This is a genomic window from Viscerimonas tarda (assembly GCF_054601255.1).
This window is the reverse complement of sequence record NZ_BAAHWV010000027.1, coordinates 18,885-30,792: the sequence shown is the minus strand read 5'-3', so window position 1 is coordinate 30,792 and position 11,908 is coordinate 18,885. Positions and strand designations below refer to the sequence as shown.

Here is an 11,908-nt window from a genome sequence, read left to right as displayed (position 1 = left end):
TTTAAATCTTGGTAATCACGTTAATCTTGCGAGAATCTCGGTTCAGAAGACTTTCCCTCCACCAGCATTGGAACACAGGTACAACAAACATCGTCATTGACTGAATCAACATGCCCCCGAATGTGGGAATGGCCATCGGAACCATGATGTCGGCTCCTTTGCCGGTGGATGTCAGTACGGGCAACAAGGCGATGAGCGTTGTTGCCGTGGTCATGGCAGCCGGACGGACACGCCTTAATCCTGCATACACAACGGCCTCCCGTATTTCGTCTTTTGTGCGTGGATTGCGTTCGAGAAAGGTGTCGTGGATATAGGTTCCCATCAGTACGCCATCGTTGGTCGCTATGCCGAACAAGGCGATGAAACCGACCCAGACCGCGATACTTAAATTAATCGGATGCATCTGGAACAAGTCCCGCAGATTGGCGCCACCCACCGAGAAATTCATAAACCAAGCTTCGCCATACAACCACAGCAAAATAAATCCGCCCGCAAAAGCCACGATAACTCCCGAGAAGTGGATAAACGATGCTGTAACCGTTTTAAACTGGAAGTACAAGATTAACAGAATAGCCAGCAAACTTAGCGGAATAACAATCAACAAGCGTGTTGCAGCCCGTTTTTGCTGTTCGTAATTCCCCGCAAATTTATACGATACGCCTGGGGGCAATTGCAATTCTCCCGAACGGATTTTCTCCTGCAAATAGCTATCGGCTTCGTTCACAACATCCACCTCGGCCTTTCCTGCTATTTTATCAAAAATCACATACCCCACCAGGAAGGTGTTCTCGCTCTGAATCATTTGGGCGCCCTTTGTGTATTCAATATCGGCGACCTCTTTCAAAGGAATTTGTATGCCTGTGGCTGCGGGTATTATCAGCCGCGACAATTCTTCGGGGTCATCCCTCAATTCGCGCGGATACCTTAGTCGTACCGAAAAACGCTCACGTCCTTCTACGGTTGTGCTGAGGGGCATTCCTCCCACGGCAGCGCCGATAACATCCTGCAAATCGGCTACCGTAATGCCGTATCGAGCCATGTTTTGCCTGTTTAGCTTGATTTCGATGTAAGGCGCACTCACGGCACGATCGTAGAATACCGTGGACGGAAGGATGGAGGGTATCCCCTTCAAAGCTGTTTCGAGGGCTTTACCTCCCTGTTCAATGGCCTCCAAATCGGGACCCGAGACTTTTAAGCCCATAGCTGCGCGCATACCTGTCGATAGCATCACCAACCGCGCCTCAATAGGTTGTAGCTTGGGGGAAGAAGTCAATCCGGGCAGATGCGACACATTAACGATTTCCTGCCAAATATCGTCTGTTTTTTTGATATGCGACCGCCATTGACGGAAATAATCGCCGTCAGGATCAGGAATCAAAGCCTCCCGTCCCCCCGGAGGGGGGCTCCCGTCTCGAATAGTAGCAAGTCTTCCTTCGGGGGATTCAAGGGGCTGCGCTTTTAATATGAATTCCCCCTTACTGTTTACCTTGAAGCGCATCCGATGCCCGTTTTCATCCAAAATATATTCGGAGCGGTAATTGATGGTGTTCTCAAACATCTGAGCCGGAGCCGGGTCGAGCGCCGAGTTGACGCGCCCCCATTTACCAACGGTATTCTCCACTTCCGGTATATTGGCTATGCGTTTATCCAGTATTTCGATAAATTGCAGGTTTTGCTCAATGCCCGTATGTGGCATACTTGTCGGCATCAACAAAAAAGACCCTTCGTTGAGGCTGGGCATAAATTCTTCGCCGATGCCCGGGAATCTATTACTGGATGCCTGCCAGAAGCTTGTTTGCCGGAAACTTTTCCAACCGACAGATTCAACCCCTTTTGCCACGAAGCCAAAAGTAGTATCGAAACCCAACCAAATCAGCAGGCCGAAAAATACGGTAACAATCGGAATCAGCATAAATCTCATCCGGTGATTCAGGCACCAGCGCAGTATTTGCTCGTAATAAATAACCAATGCCCACAGCATAGCCAATATAATAGCGATGCAAATGACAACGAACAACGTATTAAGTGTGAGTCCTTTCTGCGGCCCGATGGGCAACCATTCAACCGTGAGGTAATAGATAATTACCAAGAGAGCGATACCTATATTAATGTAGGTGGCTGTTTTTTTGTTTTGCCAATAATAAGCAAACAGGTTGTTCAGCCCGAATAAACTAATCCCCAGGGCTGCATATACTCCGGTGAAAGCAAAGAGGAAGGCGCCACCGGCAACAAGAACAATGTTGGCAATCTTCCGCAACTGTCTTGAATTTATCTTAATGGAAAAAGCAAAGTAAGCCAAAGTCGGCAACAGCGACAATCCGAGCAGCAACGCAGAGATTAGCGCAAATGTTTTGGTAAAGGCCAGCGGTTTGAATAGCTTGCCTTCCTGCGCTTCCATAAAGAAAACGGGCAGAAAACTGACAACCGTAGTCAGCATGGCCGTTGTAATGGCTCCCGACACCTCGCTTACGCTTTTATATATCAAATTAGCCAAGGCTTTACCTCTCGTTACATCTTTATTCTCAGGTATTTCCATGTGCCGGACGATATTCTCGACAAAGACAACCCCCACATCCACCATCACCCCGATGGCGATAGCTATGCCGGAGAGCGCCACAATATTGGCCTCAACGCCGGAATATTTCATGATGATGAAAGTTGCCAGAACAATAACAGGAAGCATACTTGATATAACAACGGATGCCCGAAGATTGAACACCAGCACGATTACAACAATAATACAGATCAGTATTTCGTGCGAGAGCGCCGTTTCAAGTGTTCCAATCGTTTCCTGTATCAGTCCCGAGCGGTCGTAGAAAGGAACCACTGTTACTTTGGAAACCGTACCGTCGGCCAACACTTTTTGAGGAAGTCCGGCTTCCATTTCCTTTATTTTGGCTTTCACATTGTCGATAACCTGCATGGGATTGGAACCGTAGCGGGCAACCACTACCCCACCCACGGCCTCAACGCCTTCCTTGTCCAAGCCGCCGCGACGGGTTGCCGGGCCCAAGTTGACAAAAGCTATATCTTTAATTTTTACCGGAACGCCGTTGCGAACGGTAATAACCGCTTCCTCCAAATCGGAAACGTTTTTAATATATCCCAGTCCTCTGACCAGGTATTCGGCTTTGTTGATTTCAACTGTTTCGGCGCCTATGTCCAGGTTGCTTTTTTGTACGGCATTCATCACATCCATCACCGATACATTGAATGCCCGCATGGCATTCGGATTTATCTCCACCTGATATTCCTTAACGAAACCGCCAATTGAGGCCACTTCGGAAATTCCTTCTGCCGATGCAATGGAATATTTGACATAGAAGTCCTGAACAGTCCGTAATTCGTCGGGATCCCATCCGCCCGTTGGTTCTCCTGTTTCGGGATTGCGGCCTTCGAGCGTGTACCAGAATATTTGTCCCAGAGCGGTGGCATCGGGGCCTAGATTGGGCTGTACGCCTTCGGGTAAAACACCGGCAGGAAGCGAATTTAACTTCTCCAAAATGCGGGAACGGCTCCAGTAAAATTCCACATCATCGTTGAATATGATGTAGATGAAAGACATACCGAACATAGACGTACTGCGAATAGTCTTCACCCCCGGAATACCGAGCAAAGAGGTTGACAGGGGATAAGTTATCTGTTCCTGTATGTCTTTGGGAGAGCGCCCCATCCATTCGGTGGCAACAATTTGCTGGTTCTCGCCAATATCGGGAATGGCATCCACCGGAACGGGGTCCCGGGGCAATAAACCGCCGTGCCAGTTGAAGGGGGCGGTGGACAATCCCCAAACGATGACCATAACAAGCAGCAACAATGTTATAATCCTGTTATCAAGAAAATATTTAATGATTCTGTTAAGCATAATCCTTTAATTAATTAGTAAATTCGGTAATCAGCAAATGAAAAAACGAAAACCTGTCGGTTTTACGAATTTAACAATTTGCTAATTGACAAATTTGTTAATTAAATACGGAAGATGCAAATGTAGGTAAGGATGTCGGAATTTTGAAAGACGGATGTTCCCGGTGGAAAGATACTTTCGGCAAGCCTAAGCGCTTCGGGGGTTGTCCATCCGATAGGGTAGGCCGGTGCGAATCCTATATGGTCGGACGAGGTCAGTAACTTGCTCAAATCCAATTGCTGTACCTGATTCCGGTAGTTGTCGGTAGCAATTTTTATTTTCTGCGTATTGCAGCAGTCGCTATGCGATTTGGTTATGCTCTGCTCTTTTTCGGAATAGCCGGAACGTGTCTCGCCCTGTGCCGAAGCGCAGCAGGATTTTTCGACCGGGTTAGTCAAGCCAAAAGAGTGCAACTCACCTCCGCAAAAATGCAATGCCAGTACAGGATGCGCTCCTGTAATCAGCATTATAAAAAGCAGCAATATGGATAAACTCTTTTTCATCCCCAATTTGTGCGACTGACTGATAAGTAATTAAAATACAAAGTTATCTTATATTTCGATAAAATCAAATTTAATTTGGGTTATTTGCCCTATTTTAAATCCACAAAAGTTTGCATGATTCAAAATCACTACCTACCTTTGCCTAATCAAAAAACTTGGCAGTTTTAACACGACTTATGCGAAGAATGAAGTTTATAAAAAAGATATTGTTTTTATCTGTTTTTGTATTGGTAGCAAATCTTGCAATTGCTGTAACACCAACTAGTTTTCTCCCCAAAGAAGATGGCTACTACATGTTGCGCGATGATGCCGCTTATGGCGCGTCGATAGAATCTATCAAACCATTTCGCCAACCATTAACGATTAACAACCATGAGTCTCCCATTTTTTTAGGCTCTACGGATGTTTTGATTTGTGTATTGCTTCTCGGCGTTTATTTTGCGTTTACACATAAAAAATCGCAAACGCGGAATATCGACCTTTAAGAGATAAGAATAGTTATATTTTTTGATAAAATAACCAAAAGCAAGCTCCTGATATTAGTGAGTTTGCTCTTTTTTATTTGTAACTTTGCCCCGTATTTTAATTTGAACATTTATGATGACGGAACAAGACTTGAATCTTTTGAGGCAGAGGGGAATATCGGAACAGGAAATACAGGAACAATTGGATTACTTCCGCACGGGATTCCCTTTTCTGGAACTGGTGGCTGCCGCCTCAACAAGCAAAGGCATCCTGCAAATTGATGACGAAAAGAAGTATCTGGAGGCATGGGATGCTTACTGTAAACAAGATAGGAAGATAATAAAATTTGTGCCGGCCTCGGGAGCTGCAAGCCGGATGTTTAAAAGCTTGTTTGAGTTTATCGAAGCGCCATACGCTGTACCGGCAACCGGCGCCGAGAAAACGTTTTTCGATAACCTGCCAAAGTTCGCTTTCTATAAACAGCTGGAGGATTTGTGCCTGAAAAACGAAGCTAAGTCTATCGCCGAGCTTCTCGCTTTGGGGAACTATAAAGCCATCGTAAAAAATTTGTTGGAAGTTCAGGGAGCAAATTACGGCAATCTGCCCAAAGGCTTGCTGTTGTTCCACCGTTATGGCGACTACGCGCGTACACCTGTTGAGGAACACCTGGCCGAAGGCGCTTTATATGCACAGAATCACGATAAAACAGTAAATATTCACTTCACGGTTTCCCCCAATCACCGCTCGTTGTTCGAGACCCTGATTGCAGCAAAAAAGAGCGATTACGAAGCTAAACTGGGCGTGAAATACCGGATAAGTTTCAGCGAACAAAAGCCAAAAACCGACACCATAGCCGCCGATGCCGACAATAATCCTTTCAGGGAAGAGGGCAAGCCGCTTTTCCGCCCCGGAGGACATGGCGCACTCATCGAGAATCTGAACGACTTGGATGGAGACGTCCTGTTTATCAAGAATATCGACAATGTGGTACTCGACACATTCAAGGTCGATGACACCAAATGCAAAAAAATACTGGCCGGCGTACTCGTTCAAACCCAAAAGCAAATTTTTGAATACCTCGAACTAATTGATTCGGGAAATTACACGCAGGCACAATTGATCGAAATACTCTATTTCGTACAAGATACTTTAAACATCAAAAACCCGGATACAAAATTCCTCGAAGACGTTGAACTGGTATTGTATCTCAAAAATAAACTTGACAGGCCTATCCGTGTATGCGGCATGGTGAAGAATGTGGGAGAACCGGGCGGCGGCCCATTTCTTGCCGTAAGTCAGGATGGAACCGTTTCGCCTCAGATTCTCGAAAGCTCGCAGATAGACATGAGCGACCCCGCTAAAAAAGCCATGTTTGAGCAAGGCACCCATTTCAATCCGGTTGATTTGGTTTGTGCCGTGAAAGATTACAAAGGAAATAAATTCGACCTGAAAAAACGGGTGGATAAAAACACCGGATTCATCTCTATCAAATCGAAAAGCGGAAAAGAACTGAAAGCCCTGGAATTGCCCGGCTTATGGAACGGAGCCATGTCGGACTGGAATACCATTTTTGTGGAAGTTCCTGTCGAGACATTCAATCCGGTGAAAGCTGTGAACGATTTGTTGCGAAAACAGCATCAGGGGGCATAGTTGCTCCGGCGAGCGATAGTTTGTAATTATAGGCTTAGAGTTAGTAAGAAAAAGATTGATGGTTATACTAGATAGCATAGGGTTTGATATACCGTTTAAGGATCCAATAATAATTTTTACATTAATATTGTTTATTATTCTGTGCGCCCCCATCCTTCTCAACAAGTTAAGGATACCCCACCTCATTGGCTTGATTATAGCAGGAGGGATTATTGGCCCCAATGGCTTTAACCTGATACTGAGGGACAGTAGTTTCGACTTGTTCGGCACAGTCGGACTGCTCTATATCATGTTTATTGCGGGTCTTGAACTGGATTTGAACGATTTCAAGAAGAATAGCGGAAAAAGTATTGTCTTCGGCCTTCTCACCTTTTCCTGCCCATTGATTCTGGGTACAATTGCCGGTTATTATATATTGGGATTTTCCGCCATCAGTTCTGTGTTGCTGGCAAGTATGTTCGCATCGCACACCCTGATCAGCTACCCGATTGTAAGCAGATTGGGCGTGGCCAAAAATCCGGCGGTAAACATCACCGTGGGAGGGACAGTAATTACCGATACGCTGGCCCTGTTGGTGTTGTCGGTTGTATCGAACATGGTTGCGGGTGAAGAAATAAACCGCGAATTCTGGGGGCGGATTATTATCCCCTTTATTCTTTTTGTCGCCATTGTTTCGTTTCTATTGCCCATTTTAGGCCGGTGGTTCTTCAAACACATCAGCGACAATATATTACAGTATATCTTTGTGTTGTCGATGGTATTCTTATCCGCTTTGCTGTCTATGTATGCCGGGGTGGAAGCTATTATTGGCGCATTCTTTGCCGGATTAGCTCTTAACAGGCTGATACCCAAAACATCGCCCTTGATGAATAGAATTGAGTTTGTGGGCAATGCCATTTTCATCCCTTTCTTTTTGATAGGGGTAGGTATGCTGATTGATTTAAAAATATTGATAGGACATTCCAACTCCGTCTGGATTGCCTTTATTATAACAACACTTGCGCTGTTGGGCAAATTTATCGCCGCTTTTGTTATGCAGAAGTTGTTCAAATACTCTAAAGATCAGCGTCATTTGATTTTTGGATTAAGTAGCTCACATGCTGCTGCAACGCTTGCCATCATCATGATTGGGCACCGCTTGGGATTGTTGAACGAGGACGTATTAAATGCAACCATCCTGTTGATTTTGGTAACATGTACGGTATCTTCCTTCATCACACAAAAAGGGGCGCAGAACATTGCCCGTACCGACCTCACCGAAGCCGAAGAAGACAAAAAAACCGAAGAACGCATATTAATTCCTGCAAACGACAACGAGTTGGTTATCAGGTTGATTAACCTGAGCATTGCGCTTAAGGATCCCCGATTGATGAATAACTTGTATGCGCTGAATGTTATCAATAAAAATAACGGCAGCGACAATACCGAAGATGAACGAAGAGCCGGGAAAATACTCGAAAATGCCTCAAAAACAGCTGCTGCAACCGATAATTACGTCAACGAACTGATACGCTACGACAACGATTCCACCAACGCCATCAGCAGTGTGGTAAAGGAACAAAAAATTACCGATATTGTACTCGGATTACACAAAGAAAATGATATACCCGATTCATTCCTTGGTAGATTGGTTGGAGGGGTATTGGACGAATGCGATACAACTACCTTCATTTACAAGCCATACCAGCCAATGGCTACAGTCAAACGGCATCTTGTGGTGATTCCTCCTCGCGCCGATTCGGAGATTGGCTTCCTTTTCTGGATGAATAAGGTATGGAATATCGGAAGAAACACCAAAAAGAAACTCGTTATTTATGCAACACCCGATACAATCAAATTTATACGGTTGTATCAGGAAAAGCATCCGATAGATGTAGATTATTATGTTTTCGACGACTGGAACAACTTCCTGATGCTGCTTAGAGATATAAGAACGGACGACAGTATGGCCATCGTAATGAGCCGTCCGAATAAAATATCTTATACCCCGGCCATGGAAAAAATCCCAACCTATCTGAACCGGTTTTTTAAAGACAATAATTTTATTCTCATATATCCCATTCAGACCGTTACGGCCTTAGGAGCCGATATAGACAGGCTGAATCCGGCATTGGACTACAACAAGTTCACTATTTTCAGACGGAAAATGCGGAATATTTTAAAGAAATAAAGCCCCCCTGCCCCCGTAGGGGGGATTCAGAAGCCTCCCCTACGGGGAGGTTTGGAGGGGCTTTTAAAATAGAGATGAGGAAAACTATACTTCTGACAGCATTCTTACTAACGTTATTGGGCAGCGCTTTTGCTCAATACCGGAAGCCTATGGATATTCCCTTGTATCTGAGCGGAAACTTCGGCGAATTGCGCAACAACCACTTCCATTCGGGGATAGATATGAAAACACAGGGTGTTATCAATAAACCGGTGTATTGTGTGGCTGACGGATACATTTCACGCATATTTGTTTCGCCGGCAGGTTACGGCAGGGCCTTGTACATCACACATCCGCAAACCGGACAAGTGAGCGTGTATGGCCATTTGAACAATTTTATGCCCCAAGTAGCATTGTATGTAAAAGAGAAGCAGTACGAAGAAGAAAGCTTCCGCGTCAATTTACTTCCCGAAAAGACCGTCTTTCCGGTAAAGAGAGGCGAAATAATTGCATACAGTGGCGATGCCGGTTCATCGGGCGGCCCTCATCTGCATTTTGAAATAAGGGACGAAAAAACCGAAAATGCCATCGATCCCTTACAGTATTACAAAACAGTGATAACGGATAATGTCGCTCCCGAAATCAGGGGCATTGCCGTTTATCCAATGGAAGGGGAAGGGATAGTGAATGGCAGCAATCAACCGCTGCGTCAGAACATTACGATAACAAAAAAGGGAAATTACAACCCCCTCAGAATCCCTGTGAAGGCTTGGGGAAAGATAGGTTTGGCAGTAAAGGCTTACGACCGGATGACCGGAACAAGCAATATTTACGGGGTTAAACGCATCCGGTTATATGTCGATAAGAAGAAGGTTTTTGAATCCAATATCAATTCTTATAGCTTCGACGATTCGGCCATGTTAAACAGTTTGATTGATTTTGATGCCTGGCGAAGAAATAGCTCGTTCTACATGAAATCGTTTGTCGAACCCGGGAATCGGCTTCCGTTTTACGAAACAATAGACAAGGGCTATATCATCATCGATCAGGAACGGCTGTACGACCTGAGATACGAACTGTCGGATGCTTATGACAATACTACTGTTTACGATTTTCAGATAACGGGGCAAAAGCAAGCCATCAGCCAGTTGAAAAAAGGGGCAATGTACATGACTTGGAACAAGGAGAATCGTTACGCGAACGACAGTTTTTCGCTGTTTATTCCCAACGGCAACCTCTACAAAGATTTCAACCTCAGGCTGAGACAAGAGGCTGCGAAAACTTATTTTTCCGATATTTTCTCCGTCAACGATAGCTATATCCCTTTTCGGGACAAAGCCGAGATGCGGATAAAGCTGAAATCCGATACATTATCCAATAAAAATCAGTATGGCTTGGTGTCGGTAAGCAACGGAAAAGAAAGCTGGATCGGCGGAACTTATACCGATGGCTGCATTGTGGCAGATGTAAGGGAAATAGGCCGGAAACTAGCCGTCTCCAGCGACAACGAAGCGCCGGTAATTACGCCCGTCCATCCCGAAAAATGGGAAGCAGAAGCCGCCATCAAGCTCCGTGTGAGTGATAACAAAAGCGGTATCAATTCATTCAGAGGAACAATAGACGGGAAGTTCGCCCTTTTTGAGCACGATGTAAAATCTCCGGTTTACACCTGCAAATTCGATTCCCAGCGCCTCACCAAAGGGAAGAAGCGCCAATTGGTTTTCACCGCCACCGATGCTTGTGGAAACACGAGCAGTTATAGTTCGGAGTTTTAAGTCATAGGCCTAAAGTTAAGGCTGAAAGCCTTAAATGGACTACTCTTATATCGAACTCAAGTTATATCCCACCTACTTCCTTTTCAAAAAAAGGCGTTTCACAAATTTATTGGCCGACCCTTCTATGTATCTGAAAGACAGATAAGAGAACAGCAAGGTGATTACCAGTACCAGTATAAAAACGAGGTATATGGGAATATCTATATTGAATATAACTCCGGCTCTTTTTACATAAGCTTTCACAAAAGTATGCAGCATGTAAAAAGAGAAACTTATCTCGCCAAGCAATACCCATCCGCTTGTTGAAAAAAACCTGGAGATATTACCCGCCTGATAATAAAAAGAAAAAATAAGAATACCGATAGGAATCCAGTACCAGAGCGCATGACGATATACTTGCGGCACATAAAAAGCAATACAGTAAAAAAACAGGAGCAGGATTAGAGCGCTCAATTCGAGGAGTGTGGGCGAAATGCGTTTGCGCCATTGGTCAAGTTTGCCCGATTTACACAGATTATATAATAGTATGCCAATGATAAAGTCAACAACACGAAAATAGGGAGAGGCATAAAGCAACCATTCCGAAAAATCATTGTCTTCGGACATGCAGGTGGTAATAGAAACCGTACCGATTAAGATGATAAAGCAAGCGATTAAACTTCGTTTCGATTTCACCAGCCAGCCAACGATAAAAGGAAACGATAAATAAAAAAACATTTCGGTAGAAAGGCTCCAGCTAACGGCGTTGAATTTTATCCCTTCCAGGGGGTAAACACTTTGCAATAATGTGATATTGCGCACCAAATTGACAAGGTATGTAGAATCGACCGGAAGATCTTTTCCCATCCATATCCATAATAGCATACTGAAAATATGCAATGGATATAATCGGGCCAATCGCGAAACATAGAAGGTTTTCTTCTCGATAAGTTTACCGATAAACCGTTGTTGGTAATTATACGCCAAAATAAATCCGCTAAGTATAAAAAAGAAACTAACCCCGGCATACCCTTCATAGAAAATGTGATAAAGAAACGGATGTTCGCTTTTGACAAATAAAGGGCAATGACTCATCAAAACCATGAATGCAAAAATGAAACGTAATGAAGTTAGCGGCTTTATCATTTGTTGTAGCAGGGCGCATTATATTTTTGCAAAGATACGATAAATTAGAAAAACGGGAAGCAGATTTTATTTTTAATGGAAACTGCATGAAAAAAAACCAAAGGACTTTTTTCGGTTTATCGGCAAAACTGGTGTCGTCCCATGCGAGACAAAAACACCCCGTTCGTGGCAAAAACGCCCGTTCGCGGCGGCGGGTGAAAGATATTTCGCCCCTACGATTATCGTGCAAATCAATAAAATCAGCTACAATCAACGGTTCAGACATGTTCGCGCCAGCGGGCATATGCAAAATAAGGGCGCGATTAATCGCGCCCCTACAATATTCACATTCCCGCAT

7 protein-coding genes and 2 pseudogenes are annotated in these 11,908 nt (G+C 44.5%); 4 read left to right on the top strand and 5 right to left on the bottom strand.

Going from position 1 to position 11,908, the window contains the following annotated elements; all coding sequences use genetic code 11:
• Nucleotide 1: 1 nt before the first annotated feature.
• The 3 genes and pseudogenes from ACYPWY_RS11700 to ACYPWY_RS11690 form a co-directional block, all read right to left on the bottom strand.
• Nucleotides 2–1,378, bottom strand: a pseudogene (locus tag ACYPWY_RS11700) (efflux RND transporter permease subunit); the annotation flags it as partial.
• 77 nt (nucleotides 1,379–1,455) lie between these two features.
• A pseudogene (locus ACYPWY_RS11695) lies at nucleotides 1,456–3,865 on the bottom strand (efflux RND transporter permease subunit); the annotation flags it as partial.
• Nucleotides 3,866–3,966: 101 nt separating this feature from the next.
• The gene (locus ACYPWY_RS11690; RefSeq protein ID WP_459685710.1) at nucleotides 3,967–4,407 is read right to left on the bottom strand and encodes an HYC_CC_PP family protein; all 441 of its coding nucleotides are present in this window, start codon (nucleotides 4,405–4,407) and stop codon (nucleotides 3,967–3,969) included.
• 185 nt (nucleotides 4,408–4,592) lie between these two features.
• On the opposite strand from ACYPWY_RS11690, the gene ACYPWY_RS11685 reads away from it, so the two are divergent.
• The 4 genes from ACYPWY_RS11685 (at nucleotide 4,593) to ACYPWY_RS11670 (ending at nucleotide 10,446) form a co-directional block, all read left to right on the top strand.
• Nucleotides 4,593–4,892: a hypothetical protein gene (locus tag ACYPWY_RS11685; protein WP_459685709.1), complete on the top strand. Its 300-nt coding sequence runs from the start codon at nucleotides 4,593–4,595 to the stop codon at nucleotides 4,890–4,892.
• 112 nt (nucleotides 4,893–5,004) lie between these two features.
• Nucleotides 5,005–6,522: a DUF4301 family protein gene (locus tag ACYPWY_RS11680; RefSeq protein ID WP_459685708.1), complete on the top strand. Its 1,518-nt coding sequence runs from the start codon at nucleotides 5,005–5,007 to the stop codon at nucleotides 6,520–6,522.
• A gap of 58 nt (nucleotides 6,523–6,580) precedes the next feature.
• A complete protein-coding gene (locus ACYPWY_RS11675; RefSeq protein WP_459685707.1) occupies nucleotides 6,581–8,692 on the top strand; it encodes a cation:proton antiporter in 2,112 nt (703 codons plus the stop codon).
• Between the two features lie 74 nt (nucleotides 8,693–8,766).
• The gene (locus ACYPWY_RS11670) at nucleotides 8,767–10,446 is read left to right on the top strand and encodes a M23 family metallopeptidase (protein ID WP_459685706.1); all 1,680 of its coding nucleotides are present in this window, start codon (nucleotides 8,767–8,769) and stop codon (nucleotides 10,444–10,446) included.
• A 72-nt stretch (nucleotides 10,447–10,518) separates the two neighbouring features.
• On the opposite strand, the gene ACYPWY_RS11665 is transcribed toward ACYPWY_RS11670, so the two are convergent.
• Both ACYPWY_RS11665 and ACYPWY_RS11660 read right to left on the bottom strand, forming a co-directional pair.
• Nucleotides 10,519–11,520: an acyltransferase family protein gene (locus ACYPWY_RS11665; RefSeq protein ID WP_459685726.1), complete on the bottom strand. Its 1,002-nt coding sequence runs from the start codon at nucleotides 11,518–11,520 to the stop codon at nucleotides 10,519–10,521.
• A complete protein-coding gene (locus tag ACYPWY_RS11660) occupies nucleotides 11,459–11,908 on the bottom strand; it encodes a hypothetical protein (RefSeq protein WP_459685728.1) in 450 nt (149 codons plus the stop codon). Before ACYPWY_RS11660 ends, ACYPWY_RS11665 begins: the two co-directional genes overlap by 62 nt.

Excerpts from the sequence above, each read along its gene's own strand:
- ACYPWY_RS11665 (WP_459685726.1), bottom strand. The coding sequence starts at position 11,520 with ATGAGTCATTGCCCTTTATTTGTCAAAAGCGAACATCCGTTTCTTTAT.
- ACYPWY_RS11660 (WP_459685728.1), bottom strand. The coding sequence starts at position 11,908 with ATGCGGGAATGTGAATATTGTAGGGGCGCGATTAATCGCGCCCTTATT.
- ACYPWY_RS11670 (WP_459685706.1), top strand. The coding sequence starts at position 8,767 with ATGAGGAAAACTATACTTCTGACAGCATTCTTACTAACGTTATTGGGC.
- ACYPWY_RS11675 (WP_459685707.1), top strand. The coding sequence starts at position 6,581 with ATGGTTATACTAGATAGCATAGGGTTTGATATACCGTTTAAGGATCCA.
- ACYPWY_RS11685 (WP_459685709.1), top strand. The coding sequence starts at position 4,593 with ATGAAGTTTATAAAAAAGATATTGTTTTTATCTGTTTTTGTATTGGTA.
- ACYPWY_RS11690 (WP_459685710.1), bottom strand. The coding sequence starts at position 4,407 with ATGAAAAAGAGTTTATCCATATTGCTGCTTTTTATAATGCTGATTACA.
- ACYPWY_RS11680 (WP_459685708.1), top strand. The coding sequence starts at position 5,005 with ATGATGACGGAACAAGACTTGAATCTTTTGAGGCAGAGGGGAATATCG.